Source organism: Pseudaquabacterium terrae (assembly GCF_013266755.1).
GTDB lineage: Bacteria > Pseudomonadota > Gammaproteobacteria > Burkholderiales > Burkholderiaceae_C > Pseudaquabacterium > Pseudaquabacterium terrae.
In genome coordinates, this window is sequence record NZ_JABRWJ010000016.1 from 58,009 (window position 1) to 79,045 (window position 21,037).

Here is a 21,037-nt window from a genome sequence, read left to right on the forward strand (position 1 = left end):
GAGTCTCGGTCGGTTGTCAGATGACCTTGCGCGCGGCGAGCGCGTCGAGGTCGGCATCGGTGAATCCCAGGCGCTCGCGCAGCACCGCGCGGGTGTGCTGGCCGAGCGTGGGCGGGGCGGGATAGTCGGTGACCGGTGTCGCCGACAGGCGCAGCGGGCTGGCCAGCAGCGGCAGCGTGCCGGCCTGGGGATGCTCGGTCTCGATCAGCAGCCCGCGGTGCCGCACCTGCGGGTTCTCGAAGACCTGCGGCAGCTCGTTGACCGGGCCGGCCGGCACGTCGGCCGCGTCCAGCAGCGCCAGCCAGTGCGCGCGCGGGTGCTCGCGCAGGCGTTCGCGCAGCAGCGCGAGCAGCGCGTCGCGGTTCACGACGCGCCCGCCCGGATGGTCGAAGCGCGAATCGGCGGCCCACTGCGGGCGCTCGAGCGTGGCGCACAGCGCGCCGAACTGCCGGTTGTTGCCGGCGACGATGAAGATCATCCCGTCGCTGCAGTCGAAGGCCTGCGACGGCACGCCGCCGAAGCCGCCGTTGCCGCGCCGCTGCGGCACCTCGCCGGACACCAGGTAGTTCATCGCGAAGTGCGACAGCGCCGCGACGCCGTTGTCGAGCAGCGCCATGTCGATGACCTGGCCCTCGCCGGACACCCTGTCGCGGTGCGACAGGGCCGCGAGGATCGCGATCGCCGCGTTCTGGCCGGTGAGGATGTCGACCATGCTGATGCCGATCTTCATCGGCTCGTCGGCATGGCCGTTGGCGCTCATCACGCCGCCCATGGCCTGGAACACGCCGTCGTAACCGGGGCGCTGCGCGTAAGGGCCGTCCTGGCCGAAGCCGGTGACGGAGCAGTACACCAATCGCGGGTTCAGTGCGCGCAAGGTCGCGGCGTCGAGGCCGTACTTCGCGAGCGTGCCGACGCGAAAGTTCTCCAGCACCACGTCGCTCTGCATCGCAAGACGCCGCAGGATGTCCTGGCCCTCTGGCGTCGCGTGGTCGACGGTGACCGAGCGCTTGCCGCGGTTGCAGGCGAGGAAAAACGCTGCCGTGCCGGTGCTGTGGCCGTCGCGGTCCTTCAGGAACGGCGGGCCGTAGGTGCGGCCTTCGTCACCCGTGCCGGGCCGCTCGATCTTGATCACCTCGGCGCCCAGGTCGGCCAGCGTCTGTGCCGCCAGGGGCGCGGCCAGCACGCGGCTGAGATCCAGTACCTTGATGCCGGACAGCGCACCCATTCAGAGGCCCTTGAACACCGGCTTGCGCTTCTCGGCGAACGCGCGGATGCCTTCGCGGTAATCGGCGCTGGCGTAACAGGCCTGGAACAGCGCCTCGGACTGGTCCAGCTCGCGCTCGGCCGGGTCGCGCACGATCTGCGCGATCGCGTGCTTGACCTGCTTCAGCGTCAGCGGCGCGCCGGCAGCGATGCGGTCGGCGAGCTTGGTGATGGCCTCCATGAAGCCGTCCTCGGGCAGCACCTGGCCGACCAGGCCCTTGTTCAGCGCCTGCTGGGCGTCGAAGGTGGTGCCGCCAATAAGAAGCTCCTTGGTGGCGGCCGGGCCGATCAGGTCCGTCACGCGGCGCAGGCTCTTGTAGCGGTAGCCGATGCCGTAGCGCATCGCCGGCTGCGCGAAGGTGGACTTCGGCGTCGCGATGCGCAGGTCGCAGCAGGTGGCCACCGAGATGCCGCCGCCGATGCAGAAGCCGTCGATCGCCGCGATCGTCGCCTTCTCGGAGTGGTAGAGCATCGACAGGCCGCGCTCGCCGGTGCGTGCGTAGTGCTCGGCGCTGTCCTCGCCCATGCGCTCTTCCTCGTACTTCGAGACGTCGGCGCCGGCGACGAAGGCCTTGCCGCCGGCGCCGGACAGCACGATCACGCGCACCTCCGGGTCGGCCTCGAAACGCTCGACGGCGTCGCCCATGCCCTGCCACATCTCGAGCGAGATCGCGTTGAGCCTGTCGGGGTTGTTGAAGACGATGTGCGCGACGGCACCGTCGCGGCGGGTCAGGATCTTGTCGGTGGTCGTGGAGGTCATGTTCACTTTCCCGTGAAGACAGGCGTGCGCTTGTCGATGAAGGCGGCCAGCGCCTCGTGGTGGTCGGCGGTCTCGTGGGCCAGCGCCTGGAACGCGGCCGAGAGCTGCAGCACGTCGTCCAGGCGCGCGTGCTGGCTCTCGCGCAGCAGGCGCTTGACGAGCCGCAGCGTCTGCGGCGGGTTGACGGCGATGCGCTCGGCCAGCGCGCGCGCGTGGTCCATCAGCTGCTCCGGCGGCAGCACCTGCGAGACCAGCCCGCAGGCCAGCGCCTGGTCGGCGCTCAGCGCCTCGCCGGTGAACATCATCTCGGCCGCCTTCGACCAGCCCACCGCGCGCGGCAGCAGCCAGGCCCCGCCGTCACCCGGCACGATGCCGACCTTGATGAAGCTGGACGCCAGCTTGGCGCCCTGCGCGACCAGGCGGATGTCGCACATGAGGCCCAAGTCGAGGCCGGCGCCGATCGCTGCGCCGTTGATCGCGGCGATCAGCGGCACCTCGCAATCCCACAGCGCGCGCGGGATGCGCTGGATGCCGCGCTGGTAGTTGTTGCGCGTGGTCAGCGGCGAATGAAGCGGGCCGATGCCGGTGGCGGCATCGCGCTCGCGCATCGCCTTCAGGTTGCCGCCGGCGCAGAAGGCGCTGCCGGCGCCGGTCAGGATGATTGCTGCGACGTCGGGCGCGGCGCCGGCGCGCTGCACCGCGGCCACCAGCGCCTCGCAGTCGGCATGGCTGCCGATCGCATTGCGCTCGTCGGGGCGGTTCAGCGTCAGCGTGATGACGCGGCCGTGCTGCTCGGTGCGGATGAAGTCGCTACTCATGGTTGACCTAGTTTACTAAGTTATCTCGGCGATCCGCATTCGTAGTTAACCTAGTTTACTATGTTGGCGATCCTCCGCAGAATGCCCCGGATCGAGACTCCAGAGGCCCCCACCGTGAGCACAGTCCACTCCTCCCTTCACCGCACCGGCGCAGGTGCCGTGGCCGTGCTGACGATCGACAACCCGCCGGTCAATGCCATGAGCATGGCGGTGCGCATCGACCTGCTGGCCGCCGTGTGGGACGCCGCGGACAACGCCCAGGTGCAGGCGCTGGTGCTGATCGGGGCCGGCGGCAAGTTCATCCCCGGCGCCGACATCCGCGAGTTCGGCAAGCCGCAAGGTGCCGGACCGGTGATCTCCGGCCGCGAGGTGATCGCCGCGCTCGAGTCCTGCCCGAAGCCGGTGATTGCCGCGCTCGGCGTGCACGCACTGGGCGGCGGGCTGGAGATTGCGCTCGGCTGCCACTTCCGCGTCGCCACGTCGGACTGCAAGCTCGGGCTGCCGGAAGTCAGCATCGGCCTGTTGCCCGGTGCCGGCGGCACGCAGCGGCTGCCGCGGCTGGTCGGCCCGGCGCGTGCGCTGGAGCTGATCACCAGCGGCAAGCCGATGACAGCCGCCGACGCGCAGGACAGCGGCGTCGTCGACGAACTGGTCGACGGCCCGCTGCTGGAAGGCGCTCTCGCTTTCGCGCAGCGCGTGCTGACCAAAGCGCGGCCGCTGCAGCGCGTCAGTGAACGCAATCAGCGTCTGGCCGGCACCGATGCCGCGCTGTTCACCGAGTTCCGCGCGAAACACGCGAAGAAGTGGCGCGGGCAGATTGCGCCGCAGCGCATCGTCGATTGCATCGAGGCCGCGTGCACCAAGCCCTTCGCGGAAGCCTATGCCTTCGAGCTCGCCGCGTTCGACGAATGCAAGGCCAGCGCGCAGCGTGCGGCGCTGATCCATGCCTTCCAGGCCGAGCGCGAGGCAGCGCGCATCCCCGGACTGTCCGCCGACGTCCAGCCGCAGCCGATCCGCTCGGCCGCCGTGATCGGGGCCGGCACGATGGGCGGCGGCATCGCGATGTGCTTCGCCAATGCCGGTCTGCCGGTGTGGCTGCTCGATGCCAACCCCGAGTCGCTGGCGCGCGGCCGTGCGCTGATCGAGAAGAACTACGCCACGTCGGTGGCGCGCGGCAGCCTGTCGCAGGCCCAGGTCGACCGCGCGCTGGCGCTGATCACAGGCACGCTGGAATACGCGGCCATCGGCGATGCCGACATCGTGGTCGAGGCCGCCTTCGAGGACCTGGTGGTCAAGAAGCACGTGTTTCAGCAGCTCGACGCGGTGATGAAGCCGAGCGCCGTGCTGGCCACCAACACATCGACGCTGGACATCGACAAGATCGCCAACGCCACCGCCCGCCCGGCGCAGGTGATCGGCGCGCACTTCTTCAGTCCGGCCAACGTGATGAAGCTGCTGGAGGTGGTGCGCGGTGCGGCCACCTCGCCACAAGTCATCGTGACGACGATGGCACTGGCCAAGACCATCGGAAAGACGGCGGTGCTGTCCGGCAATGCCGACGGCTTCATCGGCAACCGCATCCTCGCGGTCTATGGCCGCGAGTGCGACTTCCTGCTCGAGGAAGGCGCCACGCCGTGGCAGGTCGACCGCGCGCTGCAGGGCTTCGGCTTTCCGATGGGGCTGTACCTGATGCGCGACATGGCCGGCCTCGACGTCGGCTGGCGCATCCGCCAGTACCGCGAGCAGTTCCGCGACAAGGCGCTGCGCTACTCGCCGATCGCCGACCGCCTGTGCGAGCGCGGCCGCTTCGGCCAGAAGACCGGTGCCGGCTACTACCGCTACACCGGCCGCGACGGCAGCCCCGACGCCGACGTCGAGCGTCTGATCGAAGAGGTCTCGCGCGAAATGAAGATCACGCGCCGCGCCGTCAGCGACGACGAGATCGTCAGCCGCGTGCTGAGCGCGATGGCCAACGAGGGGCTGAAGATCGTCGGCGAAGGCATCGCCCTGCGCGAGGGCGACATCGACGCCGCCTACGTGCACGGCTACGGCTTCCCGCGCCACCAGGGCGGGCCGATGTACTGGGCCGCGCAGCAGGGCTGGGACATCATCCACGACACGGTGACCCGGCTGCACGCAGCCCAAGGCGCGCTGTGGGCGCCGGCTCCGCGGCTGGCGGCGCTCGCCGAGCAGGACCGCCAGACCCGCGCCCTCATCCCCGCCTGAAGGCGCCATCGATGGACCACACCGGCTACCACCGCCTGCTGATCGAGCGCCGCGACGCGGTGCTGCGCGTGACGCTGAACAACCCCGACAAGCTCAACGCGATCGACTTCGACACCGAGAACGAGCTGCTGCGGCTGTTCCAGGACCTGCGGCGCGACCGCCGCACCGCGGTGGTGGTGCTCACCGGCGCCGGCCGCGCCTTCAGCGCCGGCGGCGACCTGCAGCACACGCTGAGCCTGCTCGACGATCCGCCGATGATCAAGCAGGAGTTCGACTTGGCGCGCCGCTTCGTGAACACGCTGTTGGATGTCGAACAGCCCGTCATCGCGCGCATCCAGGGCGATGCCGTCGGCCTGGGCGCGACGCTGGCACTGCTGTGCGACCTGACGGTGATGGCCGAGGGCGCGCGCATCGGCGACCCGCACGTGCGCGTCGGCCTGGTCGCCGGCGACGGCGGCGCCGTGGCCTGGCCGCTGCTGGTGGGTTATGCCCGCGCCAAGCGCTACCTGCTGGGCGGCGAGCTGCTGGGCGCCGCCGAGGCCGAACGCTGCGGGCTGGTCAGCCTGTGCGTGCCGGACAGTGAGCTCGACGCCACCGTGGACCGCTGGGCCGCGCGCTGGAGCAGCGGCCCGCGCTACGCGCTGCAATGGACCAAGGCCACGCTGAACATCGGCCTGAAGGCGCAGGCGGCCCAGGTGCTCGACGCGGGCCTGGCCTACGAGATGGTGTCGCTGCAGACGGCCGATCACCGCGAGGCGATCGAGGCCTTTCTGGCCAAACGCGCTCCACAATTCACAGGCCAATGAATCACCCCCTGCCCCCTGACGACGCCCGCTGTTTCGACCCGGTCGAGACGCTGCCGCGCACAGCGCTGCTGGCGCTGCAGCAGGACCGGCTGCTGCGCATGGTCGAGTACGCCTACGAGCGCTCGGCCTTCCTCCGCCACCACTGGCAGGCCGCCGGTGTGCGCCCGCAGGACATCAAGAGCACGGCCGACTTCTGCGCGCTGGCTCCGCTGATGGACAAGGACCAGATGCGCGACTGGCGCGACCGGCACGACGATCCGTTCTGCGGGCTGCTATGCACCGACCTTCGCGACATCGCGTTCCTCGGCTCGAGCTCCGGCACCACCGGCGACCCGACTCTCTTCAACTACAGCTGGGGCGGCCGCGATGGCAACCAGCCCGCCGGCCCCGGCCTGGCCCCGGACGGCCCGGCCAGCTACTGGGGCGGTACGCTGCGCGACTGGTGGGAGATCGGCCTGCGGCCCGGTGAATACGGCGTGTTCTTCGGCCTGCGCATGCGCGGGCCGATGTTCCGGCTGCTGCAGCAGCTGGGCCTGACCCCCATCCTGCTGGGCTACGACCCGGCCGACCTGGCGCACTTCTGCACGCTGTCGCGCCAGCTGCGGCCGACGGTGTTCTACGCGATGACGGCCTACCTCGGCGCCGGCCTGGTCGAGCTGGAGCGCACGCAAGGCATCGACATGCGCGACGTCTTCGCCAGCTACAAGGGCATCCTGTTCGCCGGCGAGCCGGTGGGCCCGAAGATGCGGCGCACCTTCGAGCGCTGGGGTCTGGGCGACAAGATCTTCAACCAGACCAGCTTCGGCGACCTGGGCCATGCGCACGACTGCCGCGAGCACGCCGGCTGCCACGCGTGGGAAGACATCGGCGTGGCCGAGATCATCGACCCGGTGAGCGGCGTGCCGATCGGCGGCGACGGCCGCGGCGAGCTGGTGTGCAGTTCGCTGATCAACCCGCTCGACCCGCTGCTGCGCTACCGCGGCGGCGACATCGTCGACATGAAACGCGGCCGCTGCGAATGCGGCCGCACGCACAGCCGCTTCACGCCCGTGGGCCGCAGCGCCGACGAGCTGCTGGTGCAGGGCCGCTCGATCCTGCCGATGGACGTGTGGGGCGCGATCGAGGACGTGCCGGCCACGGAGCATGGTGTATTCCAGATCGTGCGGCCGCGCCGAGAGATGGACGTGCTGACGATCCGCGTCGGCTACGCCGGCTCGCCCGCGCTGGCGGCCGTGCGCAGCGCGCTGGTCGATGGGGTCGAGGCGGCAGTCGGGTTGCGCGCCGAGATCGAGCTGGTGCCGGAGCAGCAGATCATGGCCTCGGGCTCGCGGCACAAGATTCCGAGGACGGTGAAGGCATGACGCTCCAGACGCACGACCCGCGCACGCCGGGCGAGCTGGCGAGCCGCTGGGCTGTCGCGCTGCTGCGCCTGCCCGGCGCCACGCACCCGTTCACCGTCAGCCTGCGCGACATCGAGGCCGACACCGCCTGGGCTCGCCGCGTGTTCGAGCACATGGGCCTGCAGCGTGGTCAGCCGGCGCACCTGATCGGCGCCGGCTTCGACTACGCGATCCTCTGGCCCTACGAGAACGCATTGATCGGCCTGGGCGTGCCCTTCGGCGTGGCCGAACCGGTGGCCATCGACGCGCCACGCACCGACATGCTGCTGCGCCGGCTGCGCATGCAGGCGGTGATCGGCCTGACGGGCGAGATCGTCGCGGCGCTGCTCGCGCTGGGCCGCGACCTGCGCGCGCTGCTGGGCCACTCGACGCTGGCCGCGCTGCCCGACGCGGCCGCGGTGCTGCGCGATGCCGGCCTCAAGCCATGGACGCTGCTGCCGCTGGGACCGCTGTGGGCGTTCGAGCCGCCCGAGGGCGGTGGCGCGGACTACGACCGCAGCGAATGGCGTGTCGAATCGATCGACGGCGAGCTCGTGGTCACGAGCGTGGCCGAGCGCGCCACGCCGTGGCAGCAGCTGCGCACCGGCGTGCGCGGCATCATCGCGGCCGATGGCCGCGTCCTTCACGCGTCATGAGCGATCCGCTGCATTCATTGACCCTCGGCGAGATCCTCGAGGAACACCGCCGGGCACGCCCGCAGCAACCGGCGGTGATCGGCGAGGGCCTGCGGCTGAGCTATCCCGCGCTGGCCAACCGCGTGCAGCGCCTGGCCAATGCGCTGGAGGACGCGGGCGTGCGCCATGGCGACCGGGTCTTGTGGCTGGCGCAGAACCACCCCGGCGTGCTCGAGGGCCTGATCGCCTGTGGCCAGCTCGGCGCGATGTTCTGCCCGGTCAACTGGCGCCAGACCGCCGACGAGCTGGCTTTCGTGATCGACGACCTGGAGCCGACGCTGGTGGTCTGGCAGGAGGCCGAGATCGGCGACGCGGTGCGCGCCGCGCGCGAACGCGCCCAGCACCAAGGCGCGCGCTGGCTGCCCCTCGACGGCCCCGACGGCTGGGACCGCTTCATCGCCGATGCGCCCCCCGAGCCGCGCCAGCGCACCGCCGACTCCAACGACCCGGTACTCGTGATCTACACGGCGGCCTTCGGCGGCCGCCCGAATGGCGCCATGCTGAGCCAGCGCGCGATCGCGTGGCAGGACCTGGCGCTGATCGACATCCAGGACCTCTCGACCGACACGCGTTTCCTGAACTCGGGGCCGCTGTTCCACGTCGGCACGCTGATGGTCACGCTGGCGGTGTTCCACATCGGCGGCACCAACGTCTTCATCCGTCGCACCGATCCCGCGGCGATGGCCCGCCTGATCCACGACGAGCGCTGCACCTACGCCTTTCTGATGCACAGCACCTGTACCGACCTGGCCGCCCTGAACAGCGACCGGCGCTACGACTTCAGCAGCCTGCGCACCGCCAGCGTCAGCCCCGAGTGGGACGCGATGGTGCAGGTGCAGGACGCACGCAACCTGTTCGGCTACGGCCAGACCGAGCTGATGGGGCCGGTGACCTGGAGCTACTACGGCTGGGGAGCAAACCTTGGCCGCAACGGCCGCAGCGGGCCGGTGGCGCAACTGCGCATCCTGGACGACACCGGCAGCGAAGTGCCGACCGGCGAGACCGGCGAGATCTGCGTGCGCGGCCCGACGGTGATGAACGGCTACTGGCGCCGCCCGGCGCTGAATGCGCAGCGCCAGCGCGACGGCTGGCACCGCACCAACGACCTTGGCCGCCGCGAGCCGGACGGCTCGCTCAGTTTCATCGGCCCCAAGCTGCAGATGATCAAGAGCGGCGCCGAGAACATCTACCCGGCCGAGGTCGAAGGCTGCCTGAAGCAGCATGAGGCCGTGGCCGATTGCGCGGTGATCGGCGTGCCGGATGCGCAGTGGGTGCAAAGCGTCAAGGCCATCGTCGTGCTGAAGCCCGGCGCGCCGGCCGATGCGGCCGTGCTGATCGAACACTGCCGCGCCCGCATTGCCTCGTACAAGAAGCCGCGCCACGTCGAGTTCGTCGACGCGCTGCCGCGCGATGCGAGCGGCCGTCCGGACTACAAGGCGCTCGACGCGGCTTTCGGCGGGGGCGGATACCCCGGCGGCGAGACGCGCGGGGCCTGATGGGCATGAGCAACTCCTCGCGTCAAGCCACCATCGTCGGCGTCTACCAGACGACGCAGGCCCGCCGCCTGCCCGGCCGCACATCGCAGGACCTGGTGATCGAAGCCGTGAAAGGCGCGATCGCCGATGCCGGCCTGCAACCGCGCGACGTCGACGGCGCGGCGGTCGACTGGCCCGGCCCCGGCGGCGCGCCGCGCGATGCCGAGAACTGGGCGATGTACCTGAAGCAGCCGCTGTCGTGGTGCGTCAGCCACCATCTTCTAACGGCTGGCGTACGCGGCGTGCTCGAAGCCGCCGCAGCGGTGGAAGCCGGCCTGTGCGACGTGGCGGTGGTCGGCAGCGGCCGCGCCGGCCCGTTCTCCACGGACGGCGCGGCGCCGGGCGCCAACATGAGCATGGAATTCGCCGAGCCCTACGGCAGCTCGGTGATGGCGCAGTTCGCGCTGGTGGCCACGCGTCACATGCATGAATTCGGCACCACGCCCGAACAGCTGGCGCACGTGGCCGCCACCATCCGCAACCACGGCCACGTCAACCCCGAGGCGGTGATGTTCGGCGCCGGCCCCTACACCGCGGCCGACGTGCTGGCCTCGCCGCTGGTGGCCACGCCGTTCCACCGGCTCGACTGCTGCCTGATGAACGAAGGCGGCGCCGCGATCGTCATCACCACCGCCGAACGCGCGCGTGACCTGCCCCGGCAGCCGGTGCCCATCCTCGGCGGCGGCATGGAGTTCTTCCAGGGCAACTACGCCAACCCGCCGCTGTACAAGGACCTGCGCCACCTGGGCCGCGACGCCGCCGCCCGTGCCTTCGCCAAGGCCGGCGTGACGGCGCAGGACATCGACGTCTTCTCGCTCTACGACCCGGTGAGCTTCGAGGTGCTGCGACAGTTCGAGATGCTGGGTCTGTGCGCCGAGGGTGAAGGCGGCGCCTTCTGTGCCGGCGACCGGCTGACGCTGCACGGCAGCTGCCCCACCAATCTCGACGGCGGCATGCTCGCCGGCAGCTGGACCGGCACCGCGCAGCTGACGCTGAAGGTGATCGAGGCCGTGCGCCAGCTGCGCCGCGTCAATGGTGCGCGGCAGGTGCCCGATGCCGAGCTGGCGCTGGCCAGCAATGCCGGCAGCGGCGCGCAGCATGTCGAGCTGATCATGCTGGGACGCGGGTGAGCCCAATGACGAAGCAATCTGAAGCATTCACCCTCGAGCCCGGCGTCATGCCGACGCCGACGCTGCCCGCTATCACCGATCTGACGCGGCCGTTCTGGAATGCGGCCGCCGAAGGCCGGCTGCTGCTGCCGCGCTGCAATGCCTGCGGCCAGCACTTCTTTCGGCCCGAAGTGGCATGCACGCACTGCTTCGCGACCGACTGGCAGTGGGTGCCGGCCAGCGGGCGCGGCACGCTGTACAGCCACACCGTCGTGCACCGCGCGCCGGCGCCGGGGTTCGCCGTGCCCTTCGTGCTGGCGCTGGTCGAGCTGGCGGAAGGGCCGGTGATGTTCAGCAACCTCGTCGGATGCGACGAGGCAGACGTGAGGATCGGGATGGCGCTGAGGGTGCGGTTCGAGCGGGTGGCGGTGGGGGTGTGGCTGCCGCGGTTCGAGGCGAATAGACGTTCCCTCAACCCTCGCCCGTGTCCGGCAGCCTCGCGATCACCTTGATCTCGAACTGGAAGCCGTAGAGCCAAGTCACGCCGATGCCGGTCAGCGTCGGGTACGGTGCGCTGCCCCAGTACTCCGGCAGCACCTTCCAGATCGTCTCGAACGACGATTGCGGATCGACGATGAAGACAGTCACGTCGATCACGTCGTCGAACGTGCAACCTGCCGCGCCCAGGATCGCGTTCAGGTTCTCGAACGCGAGCCGGACCTGCGCCTCCAGGTCGGGTTCGGGCGAGCCGTCCGGGCGGCTGCCGACCTGTCCCGAGACGAACAGGAAACCATTCGACCGGATCGCCGGCGAATAGCGATTTCTTTCGTAGAGCGCCTGGCGCCCGGGTGGGAAAACGACGTCACGCTTGATCATGGAGTCCCTCGTCGAGTGGGTCGGATCCGACCCGGAGTTGGCGAACGAATGGACTCTAGGGACGCATTCCTCCCGGATAAACGGGCCAGGCCGACAATCACTGTTTGCAAAGTCCGAACAATCGCGACTGGAAGCAGACATGGACCGTTTCGACGCAATGCAGGCCTTTGCCCGTGTGGTGGAAGCCGGCAGCTTCACCAAGGCAGCCGAGACGCTGCACATGAGCAAGACCAGCATGACGCAACTGGTGCAGCAGCTGGAGACGCGGCTGCGCGTCAAGCTGCTCAACCGAACCACGCGCAAGCTCGGCGTCACGGCCGATGGAGCGGCCTACTACCAGCACGTCGTGCGCTTGCTGGCCGACATGGACGATGCGGAGACCAGCCTGTCCAGCGCCTCGGCGTTACCCCGAGGCCGACTGCGGGTGGATGTGCCCAGCCCGCTGGCGCGCATGATCCTGGTACCGGCCTTGCCGGCCTTCCACGCGCTCTATCCCGACATCCAGCTCGACATGGGCGTGAGCGATCGCATGGTGGACCTGATCGGCGACAACGTGGATTGCGTGTTGCGCGGCGGCGAGATCAGCGACCAGTCGCTGATCGCACGACGCGTGGGCGACCTGCAGCTCGGAGCTTGCGCGGCGCCGAGCTACCTGGAACGCGTCGGCACGCCATCGCACCCGCGGGAGCTGGAAGACCCGCAGCACCGCATCGTGGGCTTCCGATCGTCGCGCACCGGCAAGGTCCTGTCGTACGTCATGCGCCGCGGCGGCGAGAGCGTCGCAGCGCAGGGCCGCTACGTGCTCGCGGTCGACGACGGCAATGCCTACCTCGCCGCCGGCCTCGCCGGCCTGGGCGTGCTCTGGCTGCCGCACTACATGTCCGAGGCGCATCGCGCCCGCGGCGAGTTGGTGCCCTTGTTCGAGGACTGGCAACTCGATCCGATGCCGATGTACGTGGCGTTTCCGCCGAACCGGCACGTCAGCGCGAAGCTGCGGGTGTTCATCGACTGGGTCGCCGAGTTGATGGCCCGACACGCGCCAATCACGGTTCGGTGACCCGGATGTACCTGCTGCACCGGATTTCACGGCCTCAACACCACGCGCCCGACCACCTTCCCCAACTTCAAGTCGTCGAGCGTCCGCTGCGCCTCCTCCAGCCCGCGCGTCTGCACCGGAATTTCCGGGACGCGCCCTTCGCGCGCCAGCGCGACCAGCGAGCGCATCTCCTCCAGCGAGCCGACGTAGGACCCGATGATGCTCAGCGCGCGGATCGGCAGCAGCGGCAGCTGTAGCTCGATCGAGCCGCCCATCAGGCCGACGATCACCAGCCGGCCGCCGCGGCGCAGCGTCTGCATCGCGAATCCGACGCTCGGCGGCGCGCCGACGAAATCCACCACCGCGGCGACGCCGCCGGTCGCGCCGAGCAGTTGCTTCACCGCATCGGCGTCGCGCGGGTCCAGCACCTGCGATGCACCGGCGGCGTGCGCGGCGTCCCACTTCGTGCGATCAATCTCGGCGACGATCGGCGCGATGCCGTGCACGCTGCGCGCCAGGTTGATGGCCGACAGCCCGACACCGCCGGCGCCGATGATGACCAGCGGGTCCTTGGCGCCCAGCGGCAGCGCCTTGTTCAGCGCGCTGTAGGCGGTGAGTCCGGAGCAGGCGTAGGTGCAGGCCAGCTCCTCGCGCACGCGGCCGAAGTGAATCAGGTAACGCTCGTGCGGCACCAGCACGTGGCTGGCGAAGCCGCCGTCGCGGCGCGTGCCCAGGTTGCGCTGGTTGGCGCACACCTGCTCCTCGCCGGCTAAGCAGCGCGCGCATTCGCCGCAGCCGATCCAGGGGTAGACGACACGCCGGTCGCCTGGCCGCACATCTTGCACGTCAGGGCCGACAGCGATCACGGTGCCGGCGATCTCGTGGCCGAGCGTGCGCGGCAGGCCGATGCCTTGCCGGATGTCCAGCTGCCGCCCACCGCCGAGGTCGAAGTGGCCTTCCCAGATGTGCAGGTCGCTGTGGCACACGCCGCAGGCATCCACCTTCAGCAGCACCTCGCTGCCGGCCGGTTCGGGCCGCTTGCCGATCTGCTCGCGCAGCGGCTCGCCGAAGCCGGTCATCATGAAGCTGCGCATCGCCGTCGCCAGCTCGTTCATTGCTTGGGTCCTTTGGATGAGGTCAGGTCCAGCCGTGCATCGAAACCGGCGGTTGCCAAGGCGCGCGTGCGGCGCAGGTAGTCGTGCGGAAAACCGGGCTCGATGGCGCTCAGCGCATCCAGCCGCACCAGCGTCTCGGGCTCGAGCGTGAAGTCCAGGCAGGCCAGGTTGTCCTGCAGTTGCGCGTCGGTGCGCGCACCCAGCAGCGGCAGCACGCCGGCTTGCGCGCGCACCCAGTTCAGCGCCACCTGCGCCGGCGGCCGGCCCAATTCGGCCGCCACCGCCGCGACGCCGCGCGCGAGCGCCAGGCTGCGCTCGTCGAGCGGGCGCATCGGCGCTTTCTGCAGCCGCGCGCCGTCGCCCGCGCCGGGGTCGGCGTACTTGCCGCTCAGGATGCCGCTGGCCAGCGGCGACCAGGCGGCGACGCCCAGGCCCAGCGCGCGCGCCATCGGCAGCAGCTCGCGCTCTGCCGTGCGTTCGAGCAGGCTGTACTCCACCTGCAGGCCGGCGAATGCGGTCCAGCCGCGCAGCTCGGCCAGCGTGTTCGAGCGCGACACCACCCAGGCCGGCGTGTTGCACACGCCGATGTGCAGCACCTTGCCCTGGCGCACCAGGTCGTCCAGCGCGCGCATCACTTCGTCGGCCGGCGTCACGCCGTCCCAGCAGTGGGTCCACAGCAGGTCGACGTAGTCCGTGCCCAGCCGCTTGAGGCTGGACTCGATCGAGCGCTTCAGGCTCTTGCGCTGGTTGCCCGCGGCATTGGGGTTGTTGGTGCCCGGCACATGCAGGCCGTACTTGGTGGCGATGACCACCTGGTCGCGCTCACCGGCCACCAGTCGGCCGAGTATTTCTTCCGACAGGCCGCCGGCGTAGATCTCGTTCGCGGTGTCGAAGAAGTTGCCGCCGGCATCGCGGAAGCGTTTCACCATTGCCGCGGCCTCGGGCTCCGGCGTGCCCCATCCGGCAGCACCGAAGGTCATCGTGCCCAGGCACAGCTCGGACACACGCAGGCCCGAGCGGCCAAGCAGCTGGTAGCGCATCGTCGACTCCATGGCCTTCAGTCGTCGAGCCGGCGCACCGGCTTCTGCCCGTTGCGCGCGGGGTCGAGGTAGCGGCCGAGCTTGTAGTCGCCGACGATCGTCGTGCGCTGCGCCAGGCGGTTGACGTCGAAGGGCACGCCGGTGGCGCTGTGGATCGTGCGCCAGTTGTCCCAGATGATCGCGTCGTCGGCCTGCCAGGTGTGGAAGTACGCGTGGCGCGCATCGACCAGGTGGTCGGCCAGCTCGTGCAGCAGCGCATCGCTCTCGGGCGCGTCCATGCCGAGGATCGATTGCGCGTGCATCGGCGAGAGCTTCAGCACCTTGCGGCCGGTCTCGTGCTGCGTGATCACGAGCGGATGCACCACCGGCGGAAAGTCGCGCCGGTACTGCACCAGCGCGGCGTCGGCCTTGGGGTTGCGCTCGGCCACACGCAGGTTGCCCGGGAAACCGAAGCGGTTCTGTTCCTGCGCGCCGGTGAAGTGGTAGACCACCTCCATGCCGTCGATGCGCTGTTGCATCGCCGGACTGAGCCGGCTGTAGGCGGCAGCAGCGTCGATGAAGCCGGTGCGGCCGTCGACCGTGGCTGGATTGATCATGCGCAGCAGCGCGCCGCGCACGATCTCCGCGGTGAAGGCCTGGTCCCAATGCCAGCCCAGCCAGCCGGCGCGGCGCTGGCCGTCGATCTCGAACAGCGTGAAGGTGTCGCCGCTGGCATCGCCGGCACGCTGCGCCAGGTTCATCAGGTACGGGTTGTTCGCATCGTTGATGCGCTTGACGGCCGCCGGCTGCGGGTCGCCGAAGACGCGGCTCAGCCGCAGGTGCGCGTCTTCCGAATGCAGCGCGTTGCGGAACAGCAGGATGCCGTGCTCGACCCACGCGGTTCGCAGCGCCTGCTGTGTGGCTTCGTCGAGCGCGTGCTCGTCGTCGAGATCGAGGCCGATCACTTCGGCGCCGAAGGGGCTCAGGGGGCGGATGTGCATCTCAGTCCTTCATCTGTGCGTGGCCAGCCAAGCTGCCGCCGCGGATCCGGCTCTGCCGGTCCGCTGGGGGCGCCCCCGCGAGGGGGAGGCGCCGAAGGCGCTACGGGGGTGGGTCATCCCTTCAGCCTTCGTCGTTGACCCAGCGCATGAAGCGCTGGAGCGGCATGAATCCGTCGTGCGGCAGGCCGAGCTCGACGCCGGCGGTACCGCCGAGGTTCACCACGCGCTGCACGCCGCGCGAGGCCAGTGCGTCACGCAACACGGCCTTGCGCTGCGGCGGCCAGATGCCCACGGTCTGCGTCGCGACGTTGGCATATGCCACCGCGTCGGCCAGGTCGGCCACCGGCACCACGTTGACGATCTTGCCGTCGGGGTGGAAGTCGACCGGCGTCTCGGAGCGGATCACCACGCCCTCGCCGCCATAGCCGCCCCACACGCGTACTTCGGGCGCCATCATCTTCAGCCCGTCGATCTCGTCGCGCAGCGCTTCGGGCACCGCCGGGCCGATCGCCGACGCGGTGGGCCGGTCGACGTTCATGCGCTGCTGCAGCAGCGCGCAGTAGCGGTCGACCTCGTCGACGCTGCCCTCGACGAACTGGAAGCGGCTCGATGCGCAGGCCTGCTGGTTCATCAGCGTGGCATCGAAGGCCGCGCGCTCGGCGGCGGCGGCCAGCGACTCGGCCGATTCGAAGGCCTCGCGGCCGATCAGCGAGATCGAGGTCTTGGGGTCGAAGCTGACCAGCTCCAGGCCCGGGCCGAGGTACTTGATGGCACTGCGGATCGACGCCTCGCCACCCCAGGCGACGATCTTGTCGAAGAACTGCGGGCGGAACAGCACGCCCTCCACCGCCGCATCGCCGCCACGCCAATACACAGCCGAGAACGAACGCGTCAGCGGATGCCGCGGGGCCACCGCGGCCAGGCCGCGCAGGATGGCCGGCGCGGTGAACAGGTCGTTCGACGGCAGCTTCAGCAGGTGCACGCCCTTGGTGATGGCGCCGCGCAGCACCGTCTGCGCCGACACCCCCGGCGCATTGCCGGCGACGATGTGGATCAGCCGCGGCGGAAAGGCACGGATGCGGGCCGGACGGCCGCTGGGGGCGTCGGGGATCTCGCGCCAGCCGTCCAGCACGTCGGCACCGCCGAGCTCGCGCTGTACCTGGAATGCAATGCTGCGGCGGTCGAAGGGCTTGCCGATGTTGGCGTAGGAGAACTCCATCAGCGGCCGCGGCAGGCTGCCGGCGCGCACCGCGTGCTCGAGCGCCTCGGCCACGACGCCCTGGGGGTCAGCGGCCAGCCAGGCGCCCAGTTGCACCAGCACGTCGATGATCTCGGCCAGTGGCGTGTCGAAGGCCGGGCCGGGCGTGCTGCGCGGCCAGACCAGGCGGTCGAGGTCGAGCTTCGGCGTCGCGAAGCGGCCGTAGACCTGCTCGGCGCCGCTGACCCGCTCACCTTGAACGATATGGTCGACGGTGATCATGGCTTGGTTCATGCTCCGACCGCCCCGCGGATGTACGCGTCGATCGTGCCGGCGCAGCCGATGTTGTCGTCGCCGCCGCTGGCCGCATAGCGGCTGATGGTGTCCAGCAGCGTCGGGCCGTGGCGGCCGCAGGGGCAGCGCTCGTTGAAGTCGATCGTCACCTTGTCGCCGCTGATCAGGCCGCCCCAGCGGCCCTCGTGAAGCAAGTCGAGGAATGCGAAACGACCGGTGGCCTGGCCGTTGGCGTCGGCATCGTGCTCTGCCGTCAGCAGGCGTTCGCCGCGCTCGTCGCTGACCAGCCAGACGAGGCCCGGCGCACGGTGGTAACGGCCGGCCTCGCAGCGCGGCATCATCTGCGCGAGCTCGGTCATGCCGTAGGCGCCGGGGCGGATCACCGCGCCGTAGAAGCGGTCGACCTGTTCCTTGTAGTCCGGCGGCAGCGCGATGCCCTTGACGCCGCCGCCGGCCATCACGATGGCTTCGCGGTGGAAGTCCCCGTCTGGAATGCCGCGCTCGCGGGCGCGCTGCAGGATCGTCATGTGCTGCGCCCACAGGCCGGACAGCATGATCGGCTCGTGACGATGGTCGAGGATCAAGTCGGCCAGTGCCAGCAGCTCGGCGCGGCCCTGCTCCGCCTTGGCGGCGGCATCGGCCTCGGCCGCGGCGATCTCGCCCGGCGTCGCGCTGCCGTCGGCGATGCGCTTGCGCAAAGCAATCGCGCGGTTGACTTCGCCGATGCGCAGCGGGGAGCCCAGCGCGTGCATCGCGCCGGGCCGGCCCCAGTTCACGCGGTTGATCTGCGCCGACTCGACCGCGCTGTTGAAGCCCTTGATCGGCCCGAGCCAGAACAGCGCACGATCGGGCGCCGAGCGCGCGAGCGGCCAGGCGGTCGTGTGCTTGAAGTGGCGTGCCTTCAATTCACGGTCGCCCGGCGTGTGATTGAGAAACGAGCACTTGCCGCCGGAGCCGCTGCTGGCCAGCACGCCGTGGCCGGCTGCCCACAGGCGCTCGAGAAAGTCGTCGACGTCCGTCACGCCACGCACCTCGACTCGGCTCACATCGGCCACCGACAGCGTCTGCAGCCACTGCAGCAACCGGTCCCAGCGCCCCTGATCGACAAAGCTCTGCGGATACGACTTGTAGACGGTGTGCGCGAACAGCAGCGGCAGCAGGTCGTCCGGCGTCCGGATCGCGTCGATGCCGGCATCGGCCGCGCGCTGCTTCAGCAGCGGGATCTGCGTGATGCGCTCTGCGAACAGTTCCTGCGCCGCAGCCAGCTGCAGCGGTCGCAATTCGGCCTCGGGCGTGTCGTAGGCCCGGTCGGGATCGGTGATGCGATCCAGCAGCGCCTGTCGTGTCGGTGTCATCGTGCTCAAACTCCTCATCCCCACTTCGCGCCACCGGTGGCGAAGTCGGCGTAATAGGGCATGTGCTCCTGCAGGCCGCCGTCGACGCTGATGGCCTGCCCGGTGATGAACGCGCCGTGGTCGGAGCACAGGTAGACGACCATCGCGCCGATGTCGTCGGGCACGCCCACGCGCGGCGTCAGCGTGTGGCGCAGCAGGATGTCGACCATCGGTGGCGGCACGTTCTTGGTGCCGCCCTCGGTCAGGATCAGGCCGGGATTGATCACGTTGCAGCGGATGCCCCGCTTGCCGTACATCGTGGCCACCGAGCGCGCCATGCTCATGATCGCGGCCTTCGATGCGGCGTAGGCGATGTTGGCCAGGTCGCCGCGCAGGCCGGAGCCCGAGCCGGTCATCACGATCGCGCCGCCGCCTGCCGCCAGCAGATGCGGGATCGCGTACTTGCAGCCGGCCAGGTAGCCGCGCGCATTCACGGCCATCGTGCGGTCCCAGACCTCGAAGTCGATGTCGACCGGGTTGCTGTCGCGCTGGATCACGTCGCGCGAGGTCAGCGCGGCGTTGTTGAACAGGAAGTCGAGGCGGCCGAAATGCCGCGCGCCCTGCTCGACCAGGCGCTGCACCTGCGCGGTGTCGCCGGCGTCGAACTGCACCGCCAGCGCCGCACTCCCGAAGTGAGCGGCCAACGCCTGTGCGCGGTCGCCGTCGATGTCACCGATGACCACGCGCGCGCCTGCCTCGACGAAGTGGCGGCAGGCCGCTTCGCCGATGCCCGCCGCGCCGCCGGTGATCAGCGCCACCTTGCCTTCGATGCCTTTCACGTTCGCACTCCTCACGAGGTGGCCGCCTTGATCGGCGACGGTGACAGATCGGCCGGCGCAACGCCAGTCCGGCGCGGCAGGCAGGCGGTGACGGCGCAGGCCGCCAGCGCGAGCACGCAGATGACGCCCAATGTCAGCGTCAGCGCTTCCGGCGCCGGGTAGCGCGCCGGGCCCTGCGCCGCGTCGCTGACGGTGGACGAGGCCAGCATCAGCGCCACGACCTGCGAGCCGATGGCATTGAACACGTGGCGCAGCACCGACGAGACGCCGGTGGTCTCGCTGGTGCGCTCTGCCGGCGATGCTTCGACGATCAGCATCGGCGCGGCGGCGAACACTGCGGCCAGACCGATGCCCTTGACCAGCGCCATCGCGGCCACCCAAGGCAGCCCGGCGTGCGACAGCAGCAGGCCCGCCCAGCCGACCAGCAGCAGCACGCAGGCCAGCCCAGCAGGCACACGCGCGCCATGGCGCAACGCCAGCGCACCGCAGAACGGACCGATCAATACCGCCAGCACCATCGGCGGCGCCTGCACCAGGCCGGCGACGGTGGCGCTCAGGCCCAGCCCGGCACCGGTCCACACCGGCTGCTGCAGCAGCGACGACATCGTCAGCCCCGACTGCATCGGCCCCAGCGCCAGCAGCACGACCGCCAGGTTGGCCAGCGCGAGCTGGCGCCGGCCGAGCAGCCGCACGTCGATCAGCGGCGCCTCGACGCGCAGTTCATGCCGCACCCATGCGGCGAGCATCAGCAGGCCGCCCACCAGCAGCGCCCAGACCCGCACATCGCCCCAGCCCCAGGACTTGGCCTGCGTGGGCGCCAGCAGCACCGCGGTGATCGCCGGCAACAGCAGCAGCACGCCGAGCAGGTCGACCGGCTCGCGCGCGCCGGCGGATACCGTGTCGCGCGGCACGCAGGCCAGCACCGCGGGCATCGCGATCGCGGCGGTGGCCGCGCCGACGATGAAGATCCACGACCAATGCAGGTGGTCGACGATCATCCCGCCGGTGACGAAGCCCAGGCCGCCGGAGACGAAAGCCGCCGCCGCGACGACGCCGACGCCGAACGGCACCTGGTTCGCCGGCAGGTGCTGGCGCACGAGACCGAAGCACAGCGGCAGGATGGCGCCGGCCATGCCCTGCACCGCGCGCCCGGCGATGACGCCCAAGGCCCCGCTCGACAGTGCACTCATCACCGAGCCCAGTCCGGCCAGCGCGAGGCAGATCAGCAGCACCCGACGGCGCCCATACTGGTCGCCCAGCCGCGATCCGACGGCGGCGGAGCCGGCCGCAACGAGCAGGAACGCGGTGATCGACCAGCCGACGGCGACCGGGTCACCGAACTCGCGCGTCAGCACGCGCATCGCGCCGTAGATCATCGTCGCCTCGGTGGCGCTGACCACCTCGGCCAGCACCAGCGCCGCGAGCAGCGCGGCGCCGCGGCTGGTGCCCTGGGCGTGCGGGCCGGCGTCCTTCAAACTGCCGAGGTTCATTCGGGCCTTCCGGTGTAGGCTACGTCAGGCCTTCAGCCTACATCGCTAACTACGTTAACGTGGTTAGGTCAAACCCGCACGGCCACTTCGCCGGCGATGATGATCGTGCAAAGACCGCATGCGGCCCGTTGCGGTCGTTCGGTGCGCGCGTTCGTCGTTGGCTTGCGGCGTATGGAGCGACAAAGGCACGGGCGGGCAGGCCGCAGCGCGCGAATCCGGCGGTCGGCCCCTGGGGGGCCGACTT

At 70.3% G+C, this 21,037-nt stretch carries 19 protein-coding genes; 8 read left to right on the plus strand and 11 right to left on the minus strand.

Going from position 1 to position 21,037, the window contains the following annotated elements:
• Positions 1–16: 16 nt before the first annotated feature.
• The 3 genes from HLB44_RS33975 to HLB44_RS33985 are packed head-to-tail and all read right to left on the minus strand — an operon-like array spanning position 17 to position 2,841.
• Positions 17–1,225: a CaiB/BaiF CoA transferase family protein gene (locus tag HLB44_RS33975; RefSeq protein ID WP_173134409.1), complete on the minus strand. Its 1,209-nt coding sequence runs from the start codon at positions 1,223–1,225 to the stop codon at positions 17–19.
• Positions 1,226–2,023: an enoyl-CoA hydratase gene (locus tag HLB44_RS33980; RefSeq protein ID WP_173134411.1), complete on the minus strand. Its 798-nt coding sequence runs from the start codon at positions 2,021–2,023 to the stop codon at positions 1,226–1,228.
• Between the two features lie 2 nt (positions 2,024–2,025).
• The gene (locus HLB44_RS33985; protein ID WP_173134413.1) at positions 2,026–2,841 is read right to left on the minus strand and encodes a crotonase/enoyl-CoA hydratase family protein; all 816 of its coding nucleotides are present in this window, start codon (positions 2,839–2,841) and stop codon (positions 2,026–2,028) included.
• Between the two features lie 114 nt (positions 2,842–2,955).
• Here HLB44_RS33985 and HLB44_RS33990 point away from each other — a divergent pair, with 114 nt between their 5' ends.
• The 7 genes from HLB44_RS33990 to HLB44_RS34020 are packed head-to-tail and all read left to right on the plus strand — an operon-like array spanning position 2,956 to position 11,103.
• Positions 2,956–5,067 (plus strand): 3-hydroxyacyl-CoA dehydrogenase NAD-binding domain-containing protein, encoded by a 2,112-nt coding sequence (locus HLB44_RS33990; protein ID WP_343051732.1) that lies wholly within the window; start codon positions 2,956–2,958, stop codon positions 5,065–5,067.
• Positions 5,068–5,078: 11 nt separating this feature from the next.
• A complete protein-coding gene (locus HLB44_RS33995; protein WP_173134417.1) occupies positions 5,079–5,873 on the plus strand; it encodes an enoyl-CoA hydratase/isomerase family protein in 795 nt (264 codons plus the stop codon).
• Complete coding sequence (locus HLB44_RS34000; protein WP_173134419.1) at positions 5,870–7,234, plus strand: phenylacetate--CoA ligase family protein; 1,365 nt, start codon at positions 5,870–5,872, stop codon at positions 7,232–7,234. Before HLB44_RS33995 ends, HLB44_RS34000 begins: the two co-directional genes overlap by 4 nt.
• Positions 7,231–7,908 carry a hypothetical protein gene (locus tag HLB44_RS34005; protein ID WP_173134421.1) on the plus strand — a complete coding sequence of 226 codons (678 nt, stop codon included), beginning with the start codon at positions 7,231–7,233 and terminating at the stop codon, positions 7,906–7,908. Before HLB44_RS34000 ends, HLB44_RS34005 begins: the two co-directional genes overlap by 4 nt.
• The gene (locus HLB44_RS34010) at positions 7,905–9,443 is read left to right on the plus strand and encodes an AMP-binding protein (RefSeq protein ID WP_173134423.1); all 1,539 of its coding nucleotides are present in this window, start codon (positions 7,905–7,907) and stop codon (positions 9,441–9,443) included. Before HLB44_RS34005 ends, HLB44_RS34010 begins: the two co-directional genes overlap by 4 nt.
• 5 nt (positions 9,444–9,448) lie before the next feature.
• Positions 9,449–10,612, plus strand: coding sequence for a thiolase family protein (locus HLB44_RS34015; RefSeq protein ID WP_173134426.1), 1,164 nt, complete (start codon positions 9,449–9,451; stop codon positions 10,610–10,612).
• Positions 10,613–10,659: 47 nt separating this feature from the next.
• Complete coding sequence (locus tag HLB44_RS34020) at positions 10,660–11,103, plus strand: Zn-ribbon domain-containing OB-fold protein (RefSeq protein WP_173134429.1); 444 nt, start codon at positions 10,660–10,662, stop codon at positions 11,101–11,103.
• Here the strand turns inward: HLB44_RS34020 and HLB44_RS34025 are convergent.
• A complete protein-coding gene (locus HLB44_RS34025; protein WP_173134432.1) occupies positions 11,063–11,467 on the minus strand; it encodes a RidA family protein in 405 nt (134 codons plus the stop codon). The two genes, HLB44_RS34020 and HLB44_RS34025, sit on opposite strands and share 41 nt — an antisense overlap.
• 139 nt (positions 11,468–11,606) lie before the next feature.
• On the opposite strand from HLB44_RS34025, the gene HLB44_RS34030 reads away from it, so the two are divergent.
• Positions 11,607–12,524, plus strand: a complete 918-nt coding sequence (locus HLB44_RS34030) for a LysR family transcriptional regulator (protein ID WP_173134466.1) — start codon at positions 11,607–11,609, stop codon at positions 12,522–12,524.
• Positions 12,525–12,550: 26 nt separating this feature from the next.
• Here the strand turns inward: HLB44_RS34030 and HLB44_RS34035 are convergent, their stop codons facing one another.
• The 7 genes from HLB44_RS34035 to HLB44_RS34065 all read right to left on the minus strand — a co-directional run bounded on the left by HLB44_RS34035 (position 12,551) and on the right by HLB44_RS34065 (position 20,793).
• Entirely contained in the window at positions 12,551–13,618 is a 1,068-nt protein-coding gene (locus HLB44_RS34035; RefSeq protein ID WP_173134435.1) for an alcohol dehydrogenase, read from the minus strand.
• Positions 13,615–14,658 carry an aldo/keto reductase gene (locus HLB44_RS34040; protein WP_173134439.1) on the minus strand — a complete coding sequence of 348 codons (1,044 nt, stop codon included), beginning with the start codon at positions 14,656–14,658 and terminating at the stop codon, positions 13,615–13,617. The genes HLB44_RS34035 and HLB44_RS34040 overlap by 4 nt, the downstream gene beginning before the upstream one ends.
• A gap of 17 nt (positions 14,659–14,675) precedes the next feature.
• A complete protein-coding gene (locus HLB44_RS34045) occupies positions 14,676–15,638 on the minus strand; it encodes a TauD/TfdA dioxygenase family protein (RefSeq protein ID WP_173134442.1) in 963 nt (320 codons plus the stop codon).
• Between the two features lie 121 nt (positions 15,639–15,759).
• Complete coding sequence (locus tag HLB44_RS34050; RefSeq protein WP_173134445.1) at positions 15,760–17,130, minus strand: acyl-CoA reductase; 1,371 nt, start codon at positions 17,128–17,130, stop codon at positions 15,760–15,762.
• Positions 17,127–18,485 carry a hypothetical protein gene (locus HLB44_RS34055; protein WP_173134448.1) on the minus strand — a complete coding sequence of 453 codons (1,359 nt, stop codon included), beginning with the start codon at positions 18,483–18,485 and terminating at the stop codon, positions 17,127–17,129. Before HLB44_RS34055 ends, HLB44_RS34050 begins: the two co-directional genes overlap by 4 nt.
• A 14-nt stretch (positions 18,486–18,499) precedes the next feature.
• Positions 18,500–19,303: an SDR family NAD(P)-dependent oxidoreductase gene (locus HLB44_RS34060; protein ID WP_217283922.1), complete on the minus strand. Its 804-nt coding sequence runs from the start codon at positions 19,301–19,303 to the stop codon at positions 18,500–18,502.
• Between the two features lie 11 nt (positions 19,304–19,314).
• The gene (locus tag HLB44_RS34065) at positions 19,315–20,793 is read right to left on the minus strand and encodes an MFS transporter (RefSeq protein ID WP_173134451.1); all 1,479 of its coding nucleotides are present in this window, start codon (positions 20,791–20,793) and stop codon (positions 19,315–19,317) included.
• Positions 20,794–21,037 lie beyond the last annotated feature (244 nt).

Bases quoted from the DNA above. Each gene is read 5' to 3' on its own strand.
- HLB44_RS34015 (WP_173134426.1), top strand. From the start codon at position 9,449: ATGAGCAACTCCTCGCGTCAAGCCACCATCGTCGGCGTCTACCAGACG.
- HLB44_RS34010 (WP_173134423.1), top strand. From the start codon at position 7,905: ATGAGCGATCCGCTGCATTCATTGACCCTCGGCGAGATCCTCGAGGAA.
- HLB44_RS34065 (WP_173134451.1), bottom strand. From the start codon at position 20,793: ATGAACCTCGGCAGTTTGAAGGACGCCGGCCCGCACGCCCAGGGCACC.
- HLB44_RS34025 (WP_173134432.1), bottom strand. From the start codon at position 11,467: ATGATCAAGCGTGACGTCGTTTTCCCACCCGGGCGCCAGGCGCTCTAC.
- HLB44_RS33975 (WP_173134409.1), bottom strand. From the start codon at position 1,225: ATGGGTGCGCTGTCCGGCATCAAGGTACTGGATCTCAGCCGCGTGCTG.
- HLB44_RS34045 (WP_173134442.1), bottom strand. From the start codon at position 15,638: ATGCACATCCGCCCCCTGAGCCCCTTCGGCGCCGAAGTGATCGGCCTC.
- HLB44_RS33985 (WP_173134413.1), bottom strand. From the start codon at position 2,841: ATGAGTAGCGACTTCATCCGCACCGAGCAGCACGGCCGCGTCATCACG.
- HLB44_RS34035 (WP_173134435.1), bottom strand. From the start codon at position 13,618: ATGAACGAGCTGGCGACGGCGATGCGCAGCTTCATGATGACCGGCTTC.
- HLB44_RS34005 (WP_173134421.1), top strand. From the start codon at position 7,231: ATGACGCTCCAGACGCACGACCCGCGCACGCCGGGCGAGCTGGCGAGC.
- HLB44_RS33995 (WP_173134417.1), top strand. From the start codon at position 5,079: ATGGACCACACCGGCTACCACCGCCTGCTGATCGAGCGCCGCGACGCG.
- HLB44_RS34000 (WP_173134419.1), top strand. From the start codon at position 5,870: ATGAATCACCCCCTGCCCCCTGACGACGCCCGCTGTTTCGACCCGGTC.
- HLB44_RS34020 (WP_173134429.1), top strand. From the start codon at position 10,660: ATGCCGACGCCGACGCTGCCCGCTATCACCGATCTGACGCGGCCGTTC.
- HLB44_RS34055 (WP_173134448.1), bottom strand. From the start codon at position 18,485: ATGACACCGACACGACAGGCGCTGCTGGATCGCATCACCGATCCCGAC.
- HLB44_RS34030 (WP_173134466.1), top strand. From the start codon at position 11,607: ATGGACCGTTTCGACGCAATGCAGGCCTTTGCCCGTGTGGTGGAAGCC.
- HLB44_RS34040 (WP_173134439.1), bottom strand. From the start codon at position 14,658: ATGCGCTACCAGCTGCTTGGCCGCTCGGGCCTGCGTGTGTCCGAGCTG.
- HLB44_RS34050 (WP_173134445.1), bottom strand. From the start codon at position 17,130: ATGAACCAAGCCATGATCACCGTCGACCATATCGTTCAAGGTGAGCGG.
- HLB44_RS33980 (WP_173134411.1), bottom strand. From the start codon at position 2,023: ATGACCTCCACGACCACCGACAAGATCCTGACCCGCCGCGACGGTGCC.